This window comes from Streptomyces sp. NRRL WC-3605, from assembly GCF_001509795.1.
GTDB classification, from domain to species: domain Bacteria; phylum Actinomycetota; class Actinomycetes; order Streptomycetales; family Streptomycetaceae; genus Streptomyces; species Streptomyces viridochromogenes.
The window spans coordinates 14,873-36,726 of sequence record NZ_LLZN01000042.1 but is presented as its reverse complement, the minus strand read 5'-3'; the positions used below and the strand labels follow the sequence as shown (position 1 = coordinate 36,726).

The 21,854-nt window shown below is 74.4% G+C and carries 22 protein-coding genes; 11 read left to right on the top strand and 11 right to left on the bottom strand.

The window, feature by feature from the left end; genetic code table 11:
* Positions 1-81: 81 nt before the first annotated feature.
* On the bottom strand, positions 82-1,410 hold the full coding sequence (locus ADL34_RS09195; protein ID WP_062673030.1) for a VWA domain-containing protein: 1,329 nt from the start codon (positions 1,408-1,410) through the stop codon (positions 82-84).
* 265 nt (positions 1,411-1,675) lie between these two features.
* On the opposite strand from ADL34_RS09195, the gene ADL34_RS09190 reads away from it, so the two are divergent.
* Complete coding sequence (locus tag ADL34_RS09190) at positions 1,676-3,739, top strand: PhoX family protein (protein WP_062673028.1); 2,064 nt, start codon at positions 1,676-1,678, stop codon at positions 3,737-3,739.
* Positions 3,740-3,756: 17 nt separating this feature from the next.
* Here the strand turns inward: ADL34_RS09190 and ADL34_RS09185 are convergent, their stop codons facing one another.
* Positions 3,757-4,704, bottom strand: coding sequence for a LysR family transcriptional regulator (locus tag ADL34_RS09185; RefSeq protein ID WP_062673026.1), 948 nt, complete (start codon positions 4,702-4,704; stop codon positions 3,757-3,759).
* Between the two features lie 172 nt (positions 4,705-4,876).
* On the opposite strand from ADL34_RS09185, the gene snpA reads away from it, so the two are divergent.
* Entirely contained in the window at positions 4,877-5,548 is a 672-nt protein-coding gene (gene snpA, locus ADL34_RS09180; protein ID WP_062673024.1) for a snapalysin, read from the top strand.
* A gap of 72 nt (positions 5,549-5,620) precedes the next feature.
* Here snpA and ADL34_RS09175 read toward each other — a convergent pair whose 3' ends face one another.
* The 3 genes from ADL34_RS09175 to ADL34_RS09165 form a co-directional block, all read right to left on the bottom strand.
* Complete coding sequence (locus ADL34_RS09175; protein ID WP_062673023.1) at positions 5,621-6,598, bottom strand: endonuclease/exonuclease/phosphatase family protein; 978 nt, start codon at positions 6,596-6,598, stop codon at positions 5,621-5,623.
* Positions 6,599-6,662: 64 nt separating this feature from the next.
* Positions 6,663-7,580, bottom strand: a complete 918-nt coding sequence (locus tag ADL34_RS09170) for a hypothetical protein (protein WP_062673021.1) — start codon at positions 7,578-7,580, stop codon at positions 6,663-6,665.
* Positions 7,581-7,803: 223 nt separating this feature from the next.
* Positions 7,804-8,247, bottom strand: coding sequence for a hypothetical protein (locus ADL34_RS09165; protein ID WP_062673019.1), 444 nt, complete (start codon positions 8,245-8,247; stop codon positions 7,804-7,806).
* 143 nt (positions 8,248-8,390) lie between these two features.
* On the opposite strand from ADL34_RS09165, the gene ADL34_RS09160 reads away from it, so the two are divergent.
* Both ADL34_RS09160 and ADL34_RS09155 read left to right on the top strand, forming a co-directional pair.
* Entirely contained in the window at positions 8,391-9,578 is a 1,188-nt protein-coding gene (locus ADL34_RS09160) for a PP2C family protein-serine/threonine phosphatase (RefSeq protein ID WP_234374972.1), read from the top strand.
* A 70-nt stretch (positions 9,579-9,648) separates the two neighbouring features.
* Complete coding sequence (locus ADL34_RS09155; protein ID WP_062673017.1) at positions 9,649-10,713, top strand: hypothetical protein; 1,065 nt, start codon at positions 9,649-9,651, stop codon at positions 10,711-10,713.
* Between the two features lie 35 nt (positions 10,714-10,748).
* Here the strand turns inward: ADL34_RS09155 and ADL34_RS36340 are convergent, their stop codons facing one another.
* Positions 10,749-10,919: a hypothetical protein gene (locus ADL34_RS36340; protein ID WP_179199353.1), complete on the bottom strand. Its 171-nt coding sequence runs from the start codon at positions 10,917-10,919 to the stop codon at positions 10,749-10,751.
* 98 nt (positions 10,920-11,017) lie between these two features.
* Between ADL34_RS36340 and ADL34_RS09150 the strand changes: the two genes are divergently transcribed.
* The 3 genes from ADL34_RS09150 to ADL34_RS09140 all read left to right on the top strand — a co-directional run bounded on the left by ADL34_RS09150 (position 11,018) and on the right by ADL34_RS09140 (position 13,676).
* Complete coding sequence (locus tag ADL34_RS09150; RefSeq protein WP_062673015.1) at positions 11,018-12,367, top strand: helix-turn-helix domain-containing protein; 1,350 nt, start codon at positions 11,018-11,020, stop codon at positions 12,365-12,367.
* A gap of 260 nt (positions 12,368-12,627) precedes the next feature.
* Positions 12,628-13,365: a GAF and ANTAR domain-containing protein gene (locus tag ADL34_RS09145; protein ID WP_062673013.1), complete on the top strand. Its 738-nt coding sequence runs from the start codon at positions 12,628-12,630 to the stop codon at positions 13,363-13,365.
* A 32-nt stretch (positions 13,366-13,397) separates the two neighbouring features.
* Positions 13,398-13,676: a ribosomal protein L7/L12 gene (locus ADL34_RS09140; RefSeq protein WP_062673044.1), complete on the top strand. Its 279-nt coding sequence runs from the start codon at positions 13,398-13,400 to the stop codon at positions 13,674-13,676.
* A gap of 25 nt (positions 13,677-13,701) precedes the next feature.
* Here the strand turns inward: ADL34_RS09140 and ADL34_RS09135 are convergent, their stop codons facing one another.
* Positions 13,702-14,460, bottom strand: coding sequence for a hypothetical protein (locus tag ADL34_RS09135; RefSeq protein WP_062673011.1), 759 nt, complete (start codon positions 14,458-14,460; stop codon positions 13,702-13,704).
* Positions 14,461-14,770: 310 nt separating this feature from the next.
* Between ADL34_RS09135 and ADL34_RS09130 the strand changes: the two genes are divergently transcribed.
* Complete coding sequence (locus ADL34_RS09130; protein WP_062673009.1) at positions 14,771-15,742, top strand: nucleoside hydrolase; 972 nt, start codon at positions 14,771-14,773, stop codon at positions 15,740-15,742.
* 76 nt (positions 15,743-15,818) lie between these two features.
* On the opposite strand, the gene ADL34_RS09125 is transcribed toward ADL34_RS09130, so the two are convergent.
* Positions 15,819-16,757: an LAETG motif-containing sortase-dependent surface protein gene (locus tag ADL34_RS09125; protein WP_062673007.1), complete on the bottom strand. Its 939-nt coding sequence runs from the start codon at positions 16,755-16,757 to the stop codon at positions 15,819-15,821.
* A gap of 253 nt (positions 16,758-17,010) precedes the next feature.
* Here ADL34_RS09125 and ADL34_RS09120 point away from each other — a divergent pair, with 253 nt between their 5' ends.
* On the top strand, positions 17,011-18,675 hold the full coding sequence (locus ADL34_RS09120; RefSeq protein ID WP_062673006.1) for an alpha-amylase family glycosyl hydrolase: 1,665 nt from the start codon (positions 17,011-17,013) through the stop codon (positions 18,673-18,675).
* Between the two features lie 187 nt (positions 18,676-18,862).
* The gene (locus ADL34_RS09115) at positions 18,863-19,618 is read left to right on the top strand and encodes a hypothetical protein (protein WP_062673004.1); all 756 of its coding nucleotides are present in this window, start codon (positions 18,863-18,865) and stop codon (positions 19,616-19,618) included.
* A gap of 30 nt (positions 19,619-19,648) precedes the next feature.
* Here ADL34_RS09115 and ADL34_RS09110 read toward each other — a convergent pair whose 3' ends face one another.
* Positions 19,649-20,107: an FxLYD domain-containing protein gene (locus tag ADL34_RS09110; RefSeq protein ID WP_062673002.1), complete on the bottom strand. Its 459-nt coding sequence runs from the start codon at positions 20,105-20,107 to the stop codon at positions 19,649-19,651.
* 186 nt (positions 20,108-20,293) lie between these two features.
* On the opposite strand from ADL34_RS09110, the gene ADL34_RS09105 reads away from it, so the two are divergent.
* Positions 20,294-20,782: a DUF7144 family membrane protein gene (locus ADL34_RS09105; protein WP_062673000.1), complete on the top strand. Its 489-nt coding sequence runs from the start codon at positions 20,294-20,296 to the stop codon at positions 20,780-20,782.
* Positions 20,783-20,825: 43 nt separating this feature from the next.
* Here ADL34_RS09105 and ADL34_RS09100 read toward each other — a convergent pair whose 3' ends face one another.
* Positions 20,826-21,194 carry a DUF6479 family protein gene (locus ADL34_RS09100; protein ID WP_062672999.1) on the bottom strand — a complete coding sequence of 123 codons (369 nt, stop codon included), beginning with the start codon at positions 21,192-21,194 and terminating at the stop codon, positions 20,826-20,828.
* 31 nt (positions 21,195-21,225) lie between these two features.
* Complete coding sequence (locus ADL34_RS09095; protein WP_062672998.1) at positions 21,226-21,684, bottom strand: VOC family protein; 459 nt, start codon at positions 21,682-21,684, stop codon at positions 21,226-21,228.
* Positions 21,685-21,854: the final 170 nt, after the last annotated feature.

The following is a 21,854-nucleotide window of genomic DNA, read 5'->3' as shown; positions in this document are numbered from 1 at the left end:
CGACATGGGCGAGCCGCCCGTCTTCCGTTTTGCAGGGTGGGAAGCGGGCGGCTCGGAGTGTGGTGCGTCTGCCTACGGTGCCTACGGGCGCCAGGACGACAGGATGCCGTCGTAGAGCTGGTCGTCTGTGAGCTCCAGGGGGGACTCGCCGGCGAAGAAGGTGGCGGTGTTGCCCGTCTTCAGCTTGCGGAGGTAGTCGAACGCCTTCTGCTCGGGGTCTCCGAAGGCGACGATCGAGAAGAAGACGTTCGGGTGCTTCTTCGCCGCGTCCGTGAGGGCCTGGTTGGCCGGGGTCTTGGCGTCGGGGGCACCGTCCGTCTGGAAGACGACCAGGGCCGGGGTCTCGGGGGCCGTCTTGGCGTGGTGGGCGACGACCTCCTCCACGGCGACGTGGTAGCTGGTGCGGCCCATGCGGCCGAGGGCGGCGTGGAGTTCGTCGATCTTGTTCTCGTGCTCGGTGAGGGTGAGTTCGCCGGTGCCGTCGAGTTCGGTGGAGAAGAAGACGACGTGGACGGTCGGGTCCGTGTCGTCCAGGTGGGCGGCGAGGGCGAGGGTCTGCTCGGCGAGGGCCTGGGCGGAGCCGTCCTTGTAGTACGCGCGCATGGAGGCGGAGCGGTCGAGGACGAGGTAGGTCTTGGCGCGGGTGCCGGTCAGGTTGTGGGTGGTGAGGGCGTGGCCTGCGGCGGTGTGGGCGGTACGGAGGTTTGTGGGGACGGGTGTCTCGGCCTCGGCTTCGCCTTCGGCCTCGTTGTTCCCACCCGCACCACCCGTGCTGCTTTCGTCGTCGGCTGCCGGTTCGGCTTCGCCGGTGGGGGTGGTCGGCTCGGCCTCGGCTTCGCCTTCGGCCTCGTTGTTCCCACCCGCACCACCCGTGCTGCCTTCGTCGTCGGCTGCGGGTGGCCCCTGTGGGGCTTCCTCGCCGTCGGCGGCCTCCGGCTTCGGCTCGGGCTCGGGGGTGACCTCGGCCACCGGTTCCGGCTCGGGGTCGGGCTCGGGGGTGACCTCGGCCACCGGCTCCGGCTCAGGGGTCGCCTCGGCGACCGCCTCCGGCTTCTCCTCGGCCTTCGGCTCCTCGGCCTCGGCCTCTTCGGCCTTCGGTGCTTCCGGTTCCGGCTCCGGCTCGGGCTCGGGGGTCGGCTTCTCTGCCTTCGGCGTCTCCGGCGCGGGCTCGGCGACCGGCTCCTCCGCCGGAGGCGTCTGCTTGGGGACCGTGATGTTGTCGAAGGCCGCCGTGACGAGGTCGTGCTCGTTGTCGTCCGCCGTCGGCTCCGGCTCCGCCGTGCGCGGTTCCGGGACCGTCGGCGTGGCGGTCGGCTGCGGTTCCTGCGAAGGAGTCGCACCCTCCGCCTCGGCGGTCTGGGCCTTGCGTGACCGGCCGAACGCGTTCCGCAGGAGAGTGAGAATGCCCATGTGCGCAACCCTTCGCGTGAGTTGATGCCCGTAGATCCCTGGCCAGGACGGACACGTAAGGTTAGCGGCCCCTGGTGGTGATCTTGGGGAGGGGTGAACACAGGCTCTTTCGCCCGTCAAGGTCGCATCGAGCCGCCTGCCGGCGATCCGTACAGCCACCCTCGCTTCACTCCTCGTTCACGCTCACGCCCTGCTGCCGCTCGCACGCACCCCTACCGTCACCGACGCCGCATCTCAAGGGGAAGCAAGGGGAGTACCAGCAGCCATGCGTATCCAGTTGCCGATCATCAGCGTCGACGGCGCCCCGCGCCACGGTGCCAGGGCCGCCCTGACCTGCCGTTTCCGGTGTGGGGACGCCTGTTTCCACGAGGTCCCGAACACCACCGCCAACCCGTACGTCGGGGATGTCGTCGCCGACGCCCTCAGCCGCCGTACCGTGATGCGGGCCGCCGCCGTCGTCACCGCGGCCGCCGCGGTCGGGGCCTCCGCGACCCTCTCCGCGCCGCAGGCGAGCGCCGCCCCGGCGACCGGTTCCCGGCCCGGCGCCCAGGGCGCGCGCGGGCTGCGGTTCACGCCCGTCGCGCCCAACACCGCCGACGCCGTGACCATCCCGGACGGGTACGCCCAGAACGTCGTCATCCGCTGGGGCGAGCCCATCCTGCGCGGGGCGCCCGCCTTCGACCCGGACCGGCAGACCGCCGAGGCGCAGGCGAAGCAGTTCGGCTACAACAACGACTTCCTCGCCCTGCTCCCGCTGCACGGCGAGCCCCACCGGCAGATCCTCGTCGCCAACCACGAGTACACCGACGAGGTGCTCATGTTCCGCGGCTACGACGCCGAGAACCCGACCCGGCAGCAGGTCGAGGTCGCCTGGGCGGCCCACGGGCTGTCCGCCGTGGTCGTGGAGGAGGACCGCCGGTCCGGGAAGCTCACGCCGGTGCCCCGGCACCCGCTGAACCGGCGCGTGACGGCGACCACCGAGTTCCGGGTGACCGGTCCGGCCGCCGGGTCCGACCTGCTGAAGACCTCCGCCGACCGGACCGGCACCAAGGTCCTCGGCACCCTCAACAACTGCTCCGGCGGCGTCACCCCGTGGGGCACCACGCTGCACGGCGAGGAGAACTTCAACCAGTACTTCTCGGGCGCCACCCGTGCCACCGACAAGCGGTACGGGCTGGGCAGCGGCGCGAGCGAGCGCAAGTGGGAGCGGTTCGACCGGCGCTTCGACGTGGCCCGGGAGCCCAACGAGCCGCACCGCTTCGGGTGGGTCGTCGAGCTGGACCCGTACGACCCGACGTCCACGCCCCGCAAGCGCACCGCGCTGGGCCGGTTCAAGCACGAGGGCGCGACCGTGCGGCTGACCGACGACGGGCGGCCGGTCGTGTACTCCGGTGACGACGAGCGCTTCGACTACTTCTACAAGTTCGTCGGCAGCAAGCGGATGCGGAAGGGGTCGAGCCGGGCCGTCCGTGAGCACAATCTGTCGCTGCTCGACGAAGGGACGCTGTATGTCGCCCGGCTCAGCGGCGACTCCCCCGCCATCGAGATCGACGGGACCGGGAAGCTGCCCGCCGACGGCGAGTTCGACGGCAGCGGCGAGTGGATCCCGCTGGCCACCGCCACCGCGCACGGGGCCGTCTCGCACGTCGAGGGGATGAGCGCGGAGGAGGTCTTCGTCTTCACGCGGCTCGCCGGGGACAAGGTGGGGGCCACCAAGATGGACCGGCCCGAGGACATCGAGCCCAGCCCGCACACCGGCAAGGTGTACGTCGCCCTGACGAACAACTCCAACCGCGGTGTGGGGACCAACCCCCGGGCCGACGAGGCCAACCCGCGCAACGCCAACAAGCACGGCCAGATCCTGGAGCTGACCGAGCACCGCAACCGGGCCGACAGCGAGCGGTTCGCCTGGTCGCTGTTCCTGGTGGCGGGCGACCCGGACGACCCGGCCACCTACTTCGCCGGGTTCCCGAAGGACGAGGTCTCGCCGATCTCCTGCCCGGACAACGTGGCCTTCGACCCCTACGGCAACCTGTGGATCTCCACGGACGGCAACGCCCTCGGCAACCACGACGGCCTCTTCGGTGTCGCCACACGGGGGGAGCGGCGGGGTGAGCTCAAGCAGTTCCTGACGATGCCGAAGGGCGCCGAGACCTGCGGTCCGCTCGTGCAGGACCGGCGGGTGCTCGTCGCCGTGCAGCACCCGGGCGAGATCGACGGGGCGACGGCCGAGAAGCCGCTGAGCGCCTGGCCCGACGGGCCCGGCCGGATCAACCGGCCCGCTGTGGTGGCGGTGTGGCGCCGGGACGGGCGCGACATCGGCGTCTGAGGCCGGTCGCACGCCGGTCAGGGGAGCGCCGGGACACGCGGCGGACGCCGTTCGCCGTCGTGTTCCAGCCACTCCCGGTACGCCGGTGCCTGCCGGGCCGCCTCCCAGTACGCCTGCTCCAGCGCGGGGTAGACGCCGTCGAGGTCGGTCTCCGTGCGGGCGGCCAGCAGCAGCCGTACGCCCAGGGGGTCGCCGCGCAGCCGCCGTACGGCCATGGTGGGGCTGTCGGCGTGGGTGGGCTGGCAGACGGTGACGACCTCGCCGGTGGCCACCAGGGCGTCGGCGGTGTAGTAGTCGCCGTGCAGGACCTGCGGGCTGACGCCGGCCGCGCGGAACATCCGCTGGACGGCGTCCCATTCGCCGTCGACGGTCGGGTCGACCATCCAGCGGTCGCCGGCGAGATCGCGCAGGTCGACCTCGCGCCGGGCGGCGGCCGGGTGGTCGGTGGGCAGGGACACGAACTGCGGTTCGCGGTCCATCAGCACGCGCAGCCGCAGCTCGGCCGGGATGCGCAGGGGGCAGCCCTCCACCTCGTGCACGAAGGCGACGTCCAGCTGTCCGTCGGCGACCATGCGCAGCAGGGCGTTGGGGGAGACGTTCATGTGGAGGCTCGGGTCCTGGCCGTGGCCGCGCAGCCGGCGCAGCCAGCCCGCCAGGGCCTTGCTCGCGGTCGAGCCGACCCGCAGGGCGGCGCCGCCCATCGCGGCGGCCCGCGCCTCGGTGACGAGGGCGCGCATCTCGGACACCAGGGGGCGGGCGCGGCTGAGGACCAGGCGGCCCAGCGGCGTGGGCCGGCAGCCGGTGCGGGCCCGCAGGAACAGCGGGCCGCCGAGCTCCTGCTCGATGCGGCGCAGTTGTGTGCTCAACGATGGCTGGGCGACGCCCAGTTGCCGCGCGGCCCGGTGCAGACTGCCGGTGTCGGCTATCGCGCACAGCGCGCGGAGGTGTCTCACCTCGAGCTCCATGCCCTGGGAGACTAAAGCGGAAGGACTGGTTTCACCAGCCACCCAAATCCCCTCCGAACGCGGCGAATCGGGGCCCTGATAGGCCCGTGCTATCGCCGATTGCCATCATCACAGCGGCTTTTCGGACGCGGACACTCGCTTTGACGACTCACCCCCCACCTAGGAGTCATCGATGCGCATGTCCTTCGCCCTGTCCGCCCGTACGACGGCGGCGGCCGCTCTCGGTGTCGCGGCCCTCGGCCTCGGCATGGTCGCCCCGGCGACCGCGGCCCCGGCCCACACTCACGCCCAGGCCGGTTTCGTCGCCGGCCCGTCCCACTCCGACGCCTCGAAGGCCTTCTTCCAGGCCGTGCTGAAGTCGGTCGCCGAGAAGCAGGCCGCCCGGCCGACGGCCGCCGCGGCGGTCACCGTCGTCTACGACGCCTCGGGCGCGCCCACGTTCAGCGCGCAGATAGCCCGCAGCGCCCAGATCTGGAACAGCTCGGTCTCCAACGTCAAGCTCCAGTCCGGTTCGAACGCCGACTTCACCTACCGCGAGGGCAACGACTCACGCGGCTCGTACGCCTCGACCGACGGACACGGCAACGGGTACGTCTTCCTCGACTACCAGCAGAACCAGGAGTACGACTCCACCCGTGTCACCACGCACGAGACGGGCCACGTCCTCGGGCTGCCGGACCACTACGAGGGCCCGTGCAGCGAGCTGATGTCGGGCGGCGGACCCGGCCCGTCGTGCACCAACTCCCAGCCGGACTCCAACGAGCGGGCCCGGGTCGAGCAGCTGTGGGCCAACGGCTTCGCGGCCGCGCTCGACAAGGCCCTCGACAAGGGAGCCCGCCGCTGAGGCGGTTCCTCCACGTTCCACCCCCCACATGGCGCGGCCGCCCTCCTGCACGGGGCGGCCGCGCCCATGTCGTCAGCCGGGCCGCCGGTGCAGGGTGATGTCGGCGAGCAGGGCGCGGTGGTCGGTGCCGGGCAGGTCGAGGAAGCGGGTGGCGCGCACGGAGAAGTCCCGGGAGAGCAGCACGTGGTCGATCTGCGCGCCGAGCGGCGGTGCGGTGCGGGCCGGCCAGCTCGGGGTGCGGTCGTGGCCGCCGAGCCGGGCCGCGTCCTGGAGGCCGGTGTCGAGGATGCGGCGGAAGGCGGCGTGGTCCTGGGAGGCGTTGAAGTCCCCGGCGAGCACGAGCGGGGTGCGGCCGCGTCCGGCGGCGTGGTCGCGCAGCCGCCCCAGTTCGCGGCGCCAGGGCCCGGTCCGGCCGGGCAGCGGCGGCATGGGGTGCGCGAGCTGGAGCCGTACCGGCCGCCCGCGCACGTCGGCGACGGCGCCCGGCATGGCCATGGTGCCGTCGACGCCCTCGGCGGGGGCGAGCGGGAACCGGCTGAGCAGCACCGAGCCGTGGGACCCGGCGGCCACCTCCGCCACCCGGTGCCGATACGCGGAGCCGAGCTCCCGGCGGAGGACGGCGTCGCAGGTCTGCTCGCACTCCTGGACGAACACGAGGTCCGGTTCCTCGCGGCGGACGGCGGCGGCCAGCGCGCCCGCCGCCTGCCCGAACTCGACGTTCGAGGTCAGGACGCGCACGGAGGCCAGCGGCGGCCCGTCCGGCCGGCGGCTCTTGCCGTACGGCTCGATGAACCAGGCCAGCAGGCCGAGCAGCGCGACCGCCCACACCAGGCCGGTCCACCAGCGGGCGAGCAGGGCGAGCAGCAGCCCGGCCACGGTGGGCACGAGCAGCCAGGGCAGGAAGGCCAGCAGCTGCGGGACGGGGGTCAGGGCGTCGGTGTCGGCGGCCCGGCAGGCGACGACGGCGGTGACGGCGAGCAGGAGCAGCGCGCCGAGCCACCGGCCGGCCCGGTGGCGGCGGCGTCCGTTCCGGCTCCCCCGGTCTGTCACGGCGACGACGTTACGAGATGGGGTGCCGATGGTGCCAGGAGCACCGGGTGTCCCCCGGGTCCCGTCAGACCCGGGCGCGGGTCGGCGGAGGGGCGGGGTCCGTGGCGGGCCGGGCGGCCTCGCGGCGGCGCCGGGCCAGGTGGGCGGCGAGGCGGGCCGTGAGGGCCACGGCCAGGCCGAGGGCGACCAGTGACCAGGCCACCGAGCGCAGCGGCTGGGTCAGCGCGTCGTACACGGCGCCGGCGGCCGGGCGGTGGGCGGCCTCGGGCAGGTCGGCGAGCGTGAGCCGGCGGCCGAGGGTCACGGCGAGGACGAGGAGCGCGCCGCCCAGGGCCGTGCCGAGCGCGGCCGCGGTGACCGCGCGGCGGCGGCAGGCGGCCACGGCGATCCCGGCCACCGCGAGCACGGCGGCGGCCACGGGCAGCCAGAACCCGGCGACCTCCAGCACGTCGTACCCCTTCCTGAGCCGGGCCAGCTCGTCGGCGCCGAGCACGGGCACCTCGGTGTGCTCGACCGGGATGTGCCGGGCGACCGTCACGTGGTCGTCCAGCAGCCGCTCCTTGACCTGCGCGGTGATCGGCGCGAGATCGACGGTGACGGGGCCCGCGCGGCCGTCGCGCAGGGCGTCCAGGACGGCGTCGTGCACGGCCCGGTTTCCGGCGTCCCAGGCGGTGCGGAAGGTCGCGGTGCGGGTGAAGGAGTCGGCCGCGTCCCGGACGAAGGGGCGGACCGTGCCGGGCGCGGGTGACGCGGGCGCCCCGGCCAGCCGCCGGTCGACCTCGCGCATGATCCCGGTGCCCAGGGCGTCGGCGGCCGCGCGCCGCACGGCCGGGTCGGACGCGAGCGGTGCCATGGCCGTGACGTAGCGGCCGGTGTCGGCGAGCCCGTACGCGGCCCAGGACGCCGCCGCGCCGAACGGCAGGAGGAGGCACGACAGCGCGATCAGCGCCGCCGACAGACCGTCGCGCAACCGTGTGGACACCCCTCAAGCGAAGGACCGCGCGGCCCGGGGCGCCCGCCGGGTGCCTGCATCCGGGCGCACGGTTCCCCTCTCCGGTGGAGGGTTCACCCGAACGGGTGTCTCATGGATCGGGGGAGCGAGGAGAAACCCCCGGGCCCCCAGGTGGATGGATGCAGGTGGATGCAGGGGAAGGAGCTCGGCCCCGGCGCGCGGCCGGGGCCGAGCCGTGTGCTTGTGCGTGTGCTCAGGAGGCGCGCCGGCCCTCGGCGTCCTCGTGCGTGTAGTAGCGGTAGAACAGCACGACGAAGCAGACCGCGCCGAACACGACCCCCATCAGGGACGACCTGACGACGCTGTGGCCGGTCTGGCTGTACAGGAACCCGAGCGCGCAGCCGGTGAAGGCGGCCCACAGGATCGCGTGCATCTCGCGCCGCATCTGGCCGGAGACGGCCCGGACGGCGACGAACAGCAGCATGAACACCGCCGCGGAGACGAAGCCGAGGAGCAGGTTCCAGCCGGTGATCTCGCCGCCTGCACGGCGGTCCGCCGCCACCCAGTAGCCGTAGACCAGGCCGAGGACGATCGGAACGGCCACGCTCGCGACGCGGTGAGCGCGCGGGCTGAGGATGTCGGTCGCCGGGCGTCTGCTCACCATGCGCCGCCGGGACGCGGGTGCCGCATGAGCCATGAGAGCACTCCTTCCTCTCCGCCCCCGCCCTCCAGAGCACACCTGGGGCGGCGGCCTGGCAAGTCGGCGTCGCGCGCCGGCTCGGTGCCGTCGGCCCGGGTACCCGGATGCGGCCCGCCGGACGCCGTGTTTCGCTGAGGCGCATGAGGGCCGTCAGCGACGGTGAGGTCAGCCCGCTGGGTGGCATGCGCCGGGCGCGGCCTCTGCGTGTGCGGGGCAGGAGCGTGGCCTGGGCGCCGCCGCTGCTGCTGCTCGTCGGCATCGTCGCCGTGGACTTCCGCACCAGCAGCGACTTCCGCATCCTGTCCTGGATCGTGCTGGTGCCCGGCATCGCGGCCGCGATCTGCGGGGTGTGGGGGACGGCCGTGTACGCCGTGCTCGCGCCGCTGACCTACATCGCCGCCGACGCGGTCCTGCCGCACCAGTTCCAGGCCGGCCTGCCCGACCTGGTCCTCGCCGCCATCGGCGGTGTCCTCGCCACGCTGGCCTGCGTGGTCCGGGTGCGCGGCGAGGAGCGGATGCTGCACATCGAGGACGTGGCGGCCACCATCCGGCACACCGTGCTGCGCGAGCTGCCGCCCGGCTGGGGCGGTCTGGAGCACGCGGCCGTCTATCTCGCCTCCGACAGCGAGGCCCGGGTCGGCGGCGACTTCTACGACATCCAGGCCGGGCCGCACGGCACACGCGTGATCCTCGGTGACGTCCAGGGCAAAGGGCTCGGCGCGGTCGAGGTGGCCGCCGCACTGCTCAGCACGTTCCGGGAGGCCGGCTACCACGAGCCGGACCTGCCGACGATCGCCGCCCGGCTGGAGCTGCGCCTCCAGCGGCATATGGGGATGCGGGCCGCGCTCGGCCGGGAGGACGGCGACCGGTTCGCGACGGTCGTCCTGGTCGCGTTCCCGGACGCGGAGCCGGAGATCATCGAGGCCCTCGTGCTCGGGCACGACAGCCCTCTCGTCGTCGGGCCCGACGGGGTGCGGCAGGTGCGGAACCGGGCCCACCTCCCCGTCGGGATGAGCGAACTCGACCCGTCCCCCGGGCCGCCGCCGGTGCTGCGGGCCCCTCTGCGGTACGGCGAGACGCTGCTGATGACGACCGACGGGGTCACCGAGGCACGGGACGGCCGCGGCGTCTTCTTCCCGCTGGCCCGCACGGTCGCCGACGCCGTCGCCGCCGATCCCGGTCTGGCCCTGCCGGGCCGGCTGGTCGACTTCGTCCGGGAGAGCACGCTGCGGCACAGCGGCGGGCATCTCACCGACGACACCACGGTGTTCGCGGTCCGGCGCATCCCCCCGGCGGGGGAGGAACATCCGGGGGACGGACGTCCCTGAGATCCCCTTCCCGCACGCGCAGCGGTTACGGTGCTGCCGTACGTGATCGACGGGGGACGGGGAGGGAACGATGCCCGGGACAGTGCTGCTGCTCGCCGCCGCTCCGGCCGGCCGGGGGCGTCTGGTGGACGCCGCCTCCGTGCTCCCGGTCCTGGCCGCCGTGCCGCCGCCCGTGCTGTCCGGCACCAGCACCGCGAACGTCGTCGAGCTCGCCGACCCGCTGGAGCCGCAGGCCGTGCTGACCCGCCTGCGGGCCGCCGCCGTCTCCCCCGGCCCGCTCACCGTGTTCGTCACCGGCCAGCTGCACCTGGACCGCCGCCAGCGGCTCCCGCATCTCGCGCTGGCCCGCTCGACACGGGCCACCGTGCGCTACACGGGCCTTCCCTGGCACTGGTTCCGGGACGAGCTGCGTCTGCGCCCGCCGGGGTCGACGTCCCTCCTCCTCGATCTGCACGCCGACGCCGAGACCTGGGAGTGGCTGCGCGCCCACCCGCTGGACTGCGGCCGCGGCACCACCGTCCTCGGCCGGATCGCCCCGCCGCCGGGCCGTCGGGCGCCGGGCGGCCCGGTGTACATGAAGGCGGTGGCCACGCTGCTGCGCAGCGGGCTGCGGCCGCCGCTGGACCGGCTCCACGAGCAGGCGCTGGCCCGGATCGCGCCGGAGGCCGGGGTCGGCGTCGACCTGGTACTGACCGCTCACCCGCCCGCGCCGGGCGACCCGCACGCCGCGATCTCCGAGGCCGCGCGGGCCGGGCGGCACGCGGAGGCGGACGCGCTGGCCGCCGGGCACGAGCGGACGGCCGTGCACACCCACGGCCCGGCCTCCGAGCAGGCGCTGCACTGGATCGAGGTCCGCGCGGACCTCGCGATGCTGGCGGGGGACCCGGTGCGCAGCTGCCGTACCTGGCTGACGGTGGCGTCGGCGCGGCTGACCGCCGGGCAGTCCCCGGACGCGCCCGCGGTGGAGTCCGCGGTCGACCACGCCCACCACCAGTGGCGCCGGATCGACGACCCGGCGCGCGCCCGTGAACTCGGGCCGATCCTGGTGGAGCTGCGCAGCCGGGTGCCGGGCCGCCGGCAGGGCGCCCTGGAGAACGTGCACCGGCAGCTGCGCCAGCTCCAGGTCACCGGGTGAGAACCGGGGCCGGGCACGTGGTGATTCCGTGAGACCTACCGCGTGGCGGCCTGCGGAATGACATGCTGAGTCCGCTGCTGTGCCGGTCTCGGCTCCATCGCTCTCGCCGGTCCCGCGTTGGCCGCCAGGATCAGGGTCGTCACGGCGACCACCGCGGCGGCGACGCCCCGGGTGTAGCGCTCGGTGGTGCTGGTGCGTTGCTGCACGGCGACCTCGCAACAGCCAAGGGTTAACCACGTTTAATACGCGGTTTAACCTAGGGGCTGTCGCAGTGGAACGGCAAGGGCGCCAGGGGGAGTTGAGCGTGTCGGACCGTGATGATCCGGGGACCATCGGACGCCGGGTGCAGCAGTTGCGCGCCGACCGGGGCCTGACCCAGCGGCAGCTGGCCGAACCGGCGTACACCCCCGCCTACATCTCCACCCTGGAGGCCGGCCGGGTGCGCGCCTCCGACGAGGCGCTGCGGCACATCGCCGACCGGCTCGGGGTCGCTTTCGAGGAGCTGGCCACCGGCCGGCCCGCCCATCTCGTCACCGATCTGCGGCTGCGGCTCACCGAGGCGCAGCGCGTCCTCGCCACCGGCGACACCGGCACGGCGGACGGGCAGTTCACCGCCCTGCTCGCCGAGGCGACGGCCCACGGTCTCGCCGAGGAACGGGCCGCCGCCCTGCTCGGGCTCGGCGACTGCGCCCTCGACGCCGGTGAACTGGACGCCGCGCGCGGCCACTTCGAGGAGGCCGAGCAGGTGCTCGCGGCGGCCGGGGCGCCGCTGCCCGCCCGGGCTCCGGCCGTGCGGGGCCGGGCCGTCTCCCACTACCTCACCGGTGAACTGCGGTACGCCGTCTACCTCCTGGAGTCCGCCCTCGACGAGCTGAACCGCGGCGGACTGCACGACCCGGACGCGCTCCTGCTGCTGTACGCCAGCGTCATCGGGCCCTACATGGACATGGGCGCCCACGCCCGCGCCGCCCAGGCCGCCGAGTACGCCCTGGCCCTCGCCCCGCAGGCCGGGGACCCGGCGCTGGTGGCCCGGATGCACCGGTCCGTGGCCCGCACCCTGCTCGCCGAGGGCCGGACCGCGGAGGCCGACGCCTCGCTCGCGAAGGCCGCCGAGCTGTACCGGCAGCTCCAGATCCGCACCGAGCTCGCCAACTGCCACTGGATGCGGGGCTACGTCTATGCCCAGAACGGCGACCTGGAGCGCGCCGAGGCGGAGATGCGCGAGGCGCAGACCATGCTGACGGCCCAGCGCGCCACCCTCTACACCAGCCAGGTCGCCGTCGAGCTGGCCGACGTGCTGCACCGGCGCGGCAAGTCCGCCGAGGCCGCCGCCCTGCTGCACGAGGTCCTCAGCGACCTCAGCTCCGAGCGCGGCGCGCTGCACTCCGCCGCCGCGCACCGGCTGCTCGGCATCATCGCCGAGGACTCCCGGGACACCGAGGCCGCCGAGGAGCACTACGTCCGCGCCCTGAGCCTGCTGGAGCGCGCGGGCGCGGCCGGAGACCTGGCCGACCTGTGCCGCCTGCTGGGCGACCTGCTCCGCCGCACCGGCCGCGTCGAGGCCGCCCTGGACGCCTACCGCACCGGCCTCGGCCACCGCACGGCCCCCGGCACCACCACCCTGGGCCCGGCCCCGGCACAGCCACCGTTGTGACCGGTGTCCGGGGCGTGCTCCCCGACGTCCCTCGCACCCGGTCCGGCACCGTGTGGTCCTCTCCGGGCGGACTGCCCGGGGAGCGGCCCGGAGGCGTGCGTCGGCCGGGGAGAGGGCTTTGGGTGCCTGCCTGGTGAGGGTGCCGCCGTGACCGGGGCGGGCGGGGTTTCGGGGGAGGGCGGACGGGTAGTCGGGGCTGGTCCGGGGTGGGCGGTCGGGAGCCTCCGGATCGCTGCCCGTTGCCACACCGGGAGGCATGTGTGCGGCGCAGAGACGGCCATCGCGGTGGACCGGGGCCCGAGCCACGGCGTGCCGCGGACGCGATCGCCGAGAGCCTGCGCGGTGCCGGTCCCGGTGAGGCGCCGGTGCGGCTGTGCCGGGTCGCCGTCGACCTGCTGCCCGTCACCGGAGCCAGTGTGTCGCTGCACAACGACGGGATGCCGGTCCAGCTCGTTGCGACCGGCCCGCGAGCCGCGTACGTGACGGAGATCCAGGCCACCCTGGGCGACGGCCCCTGCCAGTGGGCCGCCCGCAGCCGCGCCCCCGTGCTCGCCGGCGATCTGACCGCCGGGCGGGACGCGGCACGCTGGCCGGTCTTCGCCCAGCAGGCCACGGCGGCCGGAGTGCGGGCGGTGTACTCGCTGCCCCTCGGCGACGCCCATGTCTGCGTCGGCACCCTCGACCTCTACGGCGACACCCCCGGCGAGCTCACCGGCCAGGACCTGCGCACGGCGCGGCTGGTCGCCAGGACGCTGACGATGGCGCTGATGGCGCTGCCGCACGCCTCGGACGGGCAGGACGAGGAGCTGTGGCTGGGCGGCCTCGCCGCCGACCACGACCCCCTCTACCAGGCGACCGGCATGATCATGGCCCAGCTCGCCGTCGGCACGGACGAGGCGCTGGCCCGGCTGCGGGCGCACGCGTTCGCGCAGGGCCGTACCGCCCTCGACGTCTCCCAGGACGTGGTGGCCCACCGGTTGCGCTTCGACATCGAGTGAACCCCGGCGGCCCGGGCGGCGTCCTCCACGGTATGGAGACGATGGCTGTGATCCTCGCGGTGGCCGCCGGCGTCCTGCTCCTGCTGAGCATGCAGAGCCGGATGTCCCAGGCGGAGCGGCGCGCGGCCCGGCTCGAGCACAAGCTCGACCTGGTCCTCGGGCACCTGGGGCTGCGGGAGGAGGACCCGCGCCTGGCCGAGGTGGCGGCCCTGCTGCGGGCCGACAAGAAGATCCAGGCGATCAAGGTGTACCGGGAGGTCACCGGCGCGGGCCTCGCGGAGGCCAAGAACGCCGTGGAGCGCATGGTCTGAGGGGCTTGAAGGGGGAGTTCCCCGTTCAGACCTCGGCCCGGCCCCGCTTCCTGACCTCCTCCAGCCGGCTCGTGCCCAGCTCGACGGCGGTCAGGGTGGCCTCGGACGGCACCTCGCCGAGGCTGCCGTTGGTGACGGCGATCGCGTCGTCGCCCACCCGGACGGCGGCCACGTCGAGGGTGAGCCGCGGCGCGTCCTCGTACTCGGAGACGGCGCCGACGACGATCCGCAGGGCCTGCCGGGCGTCCCCGATCTCCGGCAGGCCGACCGCCCTGACCTCCACGGACAGCGGCCCGCCCGCCGCCTCCGCGGTGAACGACCCGCACCGCTCCGGCAGTTCGCCGAGCCGGCGCAGTGCCTGGTCCAGAGCGTCCGGGCGGTGGGCGACGACCTGGTAGCGCAGCTGGGCGCCGCCCCACTCGTCGTCCAGCCCGACCGCCGCCCGTGTGGTGGCGTCAGGCCCGAAGAAGTCGTCCGCGTACAGCGCGTCGAGCAGGCCCGCGCACTCACCCGGCTCGGCGGTCGCCTTCAGCATGGCCTCACGCCAGGTCGCGAAGCCACGGGTGGGCACCCACGATTCCCCGAGGTCGGCCTCGGTGACGAGCGCGGCCCTGGCCTGCGCCTCGGTGAGGGTCGGGGCGGCGGCCGGGGACTGCGAGGCGGGGACGTTCACGGGCGGGGGCGCGGCCTGTTCCTGACCGGCGAGCGCGCACGCGGAGACGGACAGCAGGGCGGCGGCCGAGAGCGCCGGGGCGACGAGTGCACGGGCCGGGGGACGGGGCATCGCAGGGCCTCCCTGGGCTGGGACGGGGGACGCGCTCGAGGTCGGCACGTGTTCCCAAGGCACCACCGCGGGCCCCGCCCCACCAGCGCGCCGGTCCGTCCGGGTGACACCCCGGCCGCGCGGCCCGCCGTCCACGGCACCGGCCCCGAACGCGCGAGAGGCACCCGGCCCCGGACAGCGGAGACGCCGTATGACGCCGCGCACGCGCATCCGCGTGGCGACGTCATACGGCGACGCACTCCACCTGTACGACACCGTAAGGTCGGTTCGTAGGGCCCGCCACCGCACTGCTCCAGACAGGAGACCCGCCGTGACGAACGACGGCCGGCCGATCCCGGTGATCATCGACTGTGACACGGGCGTGGACGACGCCCTCGCGCTGCTGTTCGCGGTACGCCATCCGGGGCTGGACCTGCGCGCGGTGACCTGCGTGGCCGGCAACACGGACGTGGACGGCGTCGTCCGCAACACCCTGACCGTGCTGGAGGTGGCCGGCGCCCCGGACGTCCCGGTCGCCCGCGGGGCCGCCCGCCCGCTGATCGAGCCGTCCCGTTCGGCCCGCCATGTGCACGGCGACGACGGCATGGGCGACATGAGCCTGCCCGCCCCGACCCGCGCCCCGTCCGACACCGGCGCGGTGGAACTGCTGCGCCGGGAGATCCTGGCGTCCCCGCGCCCGGTCACCCTGATCCCGACGGCGCCCCTCACCAACATCGCCCTGCTGCTGCGCACCCACCCCGAGGTCACGGACAACATCGAGCGGATCGTCTTCATGGGCGGCGCGGTCGCCTGCGGCAACGCCACGCCGGTCGCGGAGTTCAACGTGTGGCACGACCCGGAGGCCGCCGCGATCCTGCTCTCCGCCGGGGTGCCGACCACCATGTACGGGCTGGACGTCTTCCAGCGGGTCGTGGTGTCCGGCGCCGACGTCCGCCGGCTGCGGGAGAGCGCGGAACCGGGCGCCCGGCTCGCCGGCGACCTCCTCGCGCACCGGCCCGCCGCACCGGACGTCGACGGCGACCCGGAGGCCGGCGGCATCGGGGACGCGGGCGCGGTCTGCGCGGTCGTGGACCCGGCGGGGATCACGACCCGGCTGCTCCCGGTGGAGGTGTCCCTGGCACCCGGGCCCACGCGCGGGCAGACCCTCGTGGACCGGCGCGCCCGGCCCGGCGAGTCCGAGATCCACGCCGGGCTGCGCGAGCAGTCCCTGGTGGACGTGGCCCTCGATGTCGACGTGGACCGGTTCGTGAAGCTCTATCTGGAGACGGTCGCGGGCTTCTGACGGCCCGTCGGCCCCCCCTACGCACACGCACGGGGGCCCGGGGCGGTGAACCCCGGGCCCCCGTCGGCGTCCTCGCTCAGGAGCGGGCCGAGCGGCGCCGCTTGGAGGCGACGACGAACGCCGCGCCGCCCGCGACCAGCACCACGGCGCCGAGCGCGATCGGACCGGTCGCGCTGCTGCCACCGGTCTCCGCGAGGTCGCCGCCGCCCCCCTGGGGCTTCGGCGCCGGCGCGCTCGTCGAGCCGGACGGCTCCGGGGCCGGCGACTCGTCACCGGGCGTCTCGGAGGCGGGCGGGGCCGTCTCGTCGGCCGGGGTGGACGGCGCCGGCTCCGAGGGGGTGCCGGGCTCGGTGGCCGGGGGCTCGGTGGCGGGGGGCTCCTCGGTGGCCGGCGGTTCGGTGGTGCAGTCCTTCGTGCCGCCGTTCCAGGCGGCGATCAGCTTGTCCTTGATGACCGGGCGGTCCGGACCCTTGGGCAGGTCGCCGTGCTCGAAGCCGTCGTTCGCGTCGTGCTTCCCGTCGAACTTCACGGCCCCGCGGTACAGGTCGATCTGCGCGAAGCAGCCGGCGTCCGGGACGGCGATGTCGAGGGTGTCGGTGGCGCCCGGCTTCACCGTGACCGTGTCGAAGTCGACGAAGACCTGCTCGCCGGAGGTGGCGAAGGTCGAGCCGTGGGCGAGGTAGGACGCGAGCGAGGCGGTGCAGGTCGTGGCGTCGGAGGCGGCGCGCACGGTGATGTGGGCCTTGCCGTCGCCGGTGACCTTCAGGTTCTGGTCGTCGACCTTCACGGAGGCCGTGAAGTGCGTGCCGTCGAGCGAGAACTCGCAGCGGTCGGTTGCGGTCCGGGTGCCGGCGCCGGTGCCCGGCCGGTAGCTGCCGCCGGAGTTCCAGCCGTCGCCGCCCGAGCCGTGGGCCCAGGCGCCGGAGGCGGAGGCGACGGTCGCGGCGCACAGGGCGAGCGACGCGGCGCCCGCCCCCAGCAGGCGCCGTCCGGTGACACGTCTCGCTATGGACATGCGTATCCCCTCGTGGGGTGGAGAGTGGTCGAAGAAGAAAACACTGGGCCCACTGGTCACATGCGCCACAGCGTGAGCACATCGTCTTGGGGCGGATCACTCGTGTCAACCTGCGGAAACACAAGGGAAGTTCAAACGGTCATCACGATCTCGTCACACGAGGAATGATTCGATCCGCTCTGCGCGGTGTTCGCTTTCCGGGCCAAGTGGACAGTGTTGGTGATGTCGCCGTACCCATCCACGAGGAGACCGCGTGACCGTCCGCACCACCACGCCCGACCTCTCGTCCAGCAATCCCGACTGGTGGCGCCAGGCCGTCATCTACCAGGTGTACCCGCGCAGCTTCGCCGACGGCGACGGCGACGGGCTCGGGGACCTGAAGGGCGTCGCCCAGCGCCTGGGCCACATCGCCGCCCTCGGCGCCGACGCCCTGTGGCTGAGCCCCTTCTACCCGTCCGAGCTGGCCGACGGCGGCTACGACGTCGCCGACTACCGGGACGTCGACCCGCGCCTGGGCACCCTGGACGACTTCGACGTCCTCGTCGCCGAGGCCCACCGCCTCGGTCTGAAGGTCATCGTCGACCTGGTCCCCAACCACACCTCCCACCAGCACGTCTGGTTCCAGGAGGCCCTGCGCGCCGGACCCGGCTCGGCCGCCCGGGAACGCTACGTCTTCCGCGACGGACGCGGCGCGCACGGCGAACTCCCGCCCACCGACTGGCAGTCCGTGTTCGGCGGCAGCGCCTGGCAGCGGGTGCCCGACGGGCAGTGGTACCTGCACCTGTTCACCCCGCAGCAGCCGGACCTGAACTGGGGGAACGAGGAGGTCCGCGCCGACTTCCGGACCACACTGCGGTTCTGGTCCGACCGGGGCGTCGACGGCTTCCGCGTCGACGTCGCCCACGCCCTCGCCAAGGATCTGAGCGAACCGCTGCGCGACCTCGGCACTCCCGAGCTGAGCCGCGAGGACGCGCTCCCGGACCTCCCGCCCGGCAGCCACCCCTTCTACGACCGCGACGAGGTCCACGAGATCTACCGCGACTGGCGCAAGATCCTCGACTCCTACCGCCCGCCCCGCATGGCCGTCGCCGAGGCCTGGGTGAACCCGAGCGCCCGCCGAGCCCTGTACGCCCGCCCGGACGAACTCGGCCAGGCGTTCAACTTCGAGTACCTCCAGGCCGGCTGGGACGCCGAGGAGCTGCGCCGGATCATCACCGACTCCCTCGCCACCGCCCGCTCGGCCGGCGCGTCCGCCACCTGGGTGCTGTCCAACCACGACGTCGTCCGGCACACCTCCCGGCTGATGCTGCCGCCCGGCACCGACGACAACGCCTGGCTGCTGTCCGGCGGGCACGCCCCCGAGGTCGACGAGGCGGCGGGCCTGCGCCGCGCCCGCGCCGCCACCCTGCTCATGCTGGCGCTGCCCGGCTCGTCGTACGTCTACCAGGGCGAGGAGCTCGGGCTTCCCGAGGTCGCCGACCTGCCCGTCGAGGTCCTCCAGGACCCGGTGTGGGAGCAGACCGGACGGGTGCGCAAGGGCCGCGACGGCTGCCGGGTGCCGCTGCCGTGGACGACGACCGGCCCCTCGTACGGCTTCGGCGCGGGCGGCGCCTGGCTGCCGCAGCCCGAGCGCTTCGCCGCGTACGCCGTCGAGGCGCAGGACGGCGTGGAGGGCTCGACCCTGGAGCTGTACCGCCGGGCCCTGCGGCTGCGCCGCAAGCTACTGGACGGCGAGGAAATGCGCTGGGCGCCGGACGCCCCGGCCGGGGTGCTGCACTTCGCCCGCTCGGACGGCTGGCGCTGCGTGGCCAACCTCTCCGCCGGGACCGTCGACCTGCCACCGGGGGAGGTGCTGCTCACCAGCGCCCCGCTGGAGTCGGGCCGGCTCGCCCCGGACACGACGGCCTGGCTCGCCTGAGGGCTGTCCCGTGATCCCCGGCGGGCGCGCGACGCCTGGCCCGGGAGCGCCGCCGCGCCCGGACGGGTGGTAGCAGTCCTCCCTCCGGCCCCGTCCGGGCGCCGAGCGCGGGCCGGGCGGGGCCGGGGCCGCGAGAATCGCGGCGAGGGGGGGGTACCGCCGAGGTATGTGAGGAGCTCCCCCGACGATGAGCAGGACCCGGAAGACGACGATCCTCGCCGCGCTGGCCGCCGCCGGCGCACTGTTCGCGGCCGGCCCGCCCGGTACGGCGCGCGCGGCCGGCGGCTCACCCGATCCCGTGGGCCACGAGCTGTGGGCGTCCGCCACCATCGAGCCCGGCCGCGCGGGCATCGTCCAGGCCGGCGGCTACGAGGGCGCGCCCCTCGGGGCCGGCAGCGTGCTGACGCTGACGGCACCGGCCGGCACCCGGGTGACGGGTGTGCCGTTCGCCGCCTCCGGCTTCCGGGGCTCGGTGGCCGCCGGCGGGCACAGCGCCTCGTACGCCTTCCAGGGGACGGCCGCCGCCGGCGCCTGGCACGGCCGTACGTTCCCCTTCGTGCTGACGGTGTCGCCGGACGCCGAACCGGGCACCCGGCTCCCCGACTGCACCCTGGACCTGCGGGACGCCAAGGGCACCGTCCACCAGCGCGGCGGCTGCGCGGTGACGGTGGGGCTGCCCGCGCCCACGCTGTCCCGCCCCGACTCCGGGGTGGCGCTGGGCGGCTCGCCCGAGACCTCGGGCACCGCCTACCCGGGCGCCCAGGTCACCGTGGTGGACGCGCTGGAGCAGGAGGTCTGCTCGGCGACCGCCGCGCCGGACGGCACCTGGTCGTGCGTGCCGGGTATCCCCCTGGCCGCCGGGCCGGGCCGCCTCCAGGCGACGGCCACGCTGAACGGGGTGTCCGCCACGAGCGAGCAGATCGACATCACCGTGGCCGGCTGACGGCCGTACCGAGAGCCGTAAGGGCACCGCTCAGTAGCGCACCGCCCGCGCCACCTCCGCGCGCACCTGGCCGCCGAGGTCGCGGGTGCTGCGGGCGGTGCCCTTGGCCGTGCCGCCCGCCGCCACGTCGGACACGGTCACCACGGCCGCGTCCAGCAGATTGCCGTCCTCGTCCTTGAAGTCGACCTGCACGGCGAAGGACTTCGTCGAGCCGGTGGTGTTCTCCACCGTGATCTCCGCCTCCGCGCGCCCGTCGGAGTTCGTCGTGGTGCCGCCCACCTTCACGGCGCTCTTGGCGTTCACCCCGCCCTTGATCTCGTCGAGCGCGCGGCCCGCCTCCGCCGTCGCCGAGGCGTACGCGGACGCCGCCCTGCTCGCGACCGAGGAGGGGGTGGAGTCGTCCGAGCACGAGGTGAGGGCCGCGACGCCGAGCGCGGCGGCCGTCAGCAGGACTGCGGTCCGGGTCCGCGGGGTGCGGTGAGGGGGCATGACGGCTCCAGGGGTGTCCGGCGGTTCCTCCAGTGAAGGGCGCGACCGGTCCGCCCGCACCCCGGCCGTCACCCGATCGGCCCGTGCCCCGTGGTGGGCGGCTCCGGGCGCCCGGATCGTCGTACCGACCGCAGCACCCGTTCGACGACCGATCGCGGGCACCGCGAGAAGTGGGGTACGGCAGCCATGACCCAGCAGCAGCAGCCACCGCAGGCGCACGCCACCGACGCGGCCCACAGCGCGTTCGGCCCGTCCGCGCCCCGGACGGCACGGCCCGTCCCGGCGGCCGCGACCGGTCGATCGTCCGACTGGTTCACCGGCGGGCTGGTCTTCGCCGGTGTGCTGATGCTGGTCGACGGGGTGCTCGCCATCCTGCAGGGCATCTCCGCCCTGGCCGCCGACGACGTGTACGCGCGGGTCGGCGACTACGTCTTCAAGGGGACCCTGACGACCTGGGGCTGGGTCCTGCTCGCGCTGGGCGTGGCCGCCGTGTGCGTGGGCTACGGCATCCTCAAGGGCGCCTGGTGGGCCCGGATCACCGGCATCTTCCTGGCGTCGCTCGGCATGGTCGCCCACTTCCTGTTCCTGCCGTACGCGCCGGTCTGGTCCGTGATCATGGTGGCCGTGGACTTCTTCGTGATCCTGGCCCTGGCGCTTGCCCCTGACCCCTCCTGACCCGTGCGGGGCCGGGGCGGGGGCCAGGGCAGGGGCGGCCGGGTCAGCGGTGGCCGATGCCGCCGCCGCCGAAGGACCCGCTGTGGCCCGGATCCCACCGCCTGCGGTGCTGGTCCTCGCTGCGCCTGCTGCTCGCGGCGTGCAGCTCGTGCGGCAGGAGACGGGTCGCGCCCTCCGCGTGCGGGACCTCGTCGGGTTCCCGCACCTCACGGATCTCGTGGACGGCACCGGTCTCGGGGAGGTGCGTCTGTTCCTCGGGGGTGGGCCGCGGCGACTCCTTGTCGCGGACCCGCATGCCGAACTGCACCGCCCACACCAGTGCGCCGGCGATGAAAATGCCACCTGCCAGGGCGGCGATCCAGCGAAGGACATCGCCCGCCGCGGCCGCCAGTTCAAGCGTCGCCGTATTCATGCCTCAATTATCACCAAAACGGACGAATAGGCTACGGCTGGGAGGAATCGCCCTGTGCCGCTTCCTCCGTCGTCTCCCCCAGTTCCGTGAACAGCGTCAGCTGCAGGGCGCCCGGTGCCTCGAGGCGGGAGTTCAGGGAGTTCCAGGGCGTCCGCGTCGGTTCGGCCAGGACCTCGGCGCCGGCCGCCGCGAGCCGGGCGGTGACCGCAGGGGAGTCGTCCACCTGGAAGGCGACCCGGACGTGCCCGGCGACCCGCCGGCCCACCTCGACCTCGTCGATGTACTCCGCGTGGCGCGGGTCGGTCAGCTCCAGGGTGGCCCGGCCCGCGTCCAGGATGGTGACCCGGCCGTCCGGGGAGGAGAACGCCGCCTGTTCGGGCAGGCCGAGCACGTCCCGGTAGAAGCGCAGCGCCTCGTCGTAGTCCTCGGCCGTGACCACGAGCCGGAGCTCACGTACCCGGCCGGGGCGCTCGTCGGGGTTCTCGGGCATGGCGTTCTCCTTCGTCGGCGGACGTGACCGGTCAACCGCCCCGCGCGGCACGGGAATTCCCGGCGCCCGCCTCCTGTCACCCGGGCGCCGGGTTCCAGGAAACCGTGTCCTCCGCGGCTTTGCCATCTCTTTACAACCTGCCCGGGGGCCGTGTCGTCTCTCCGCTCGAC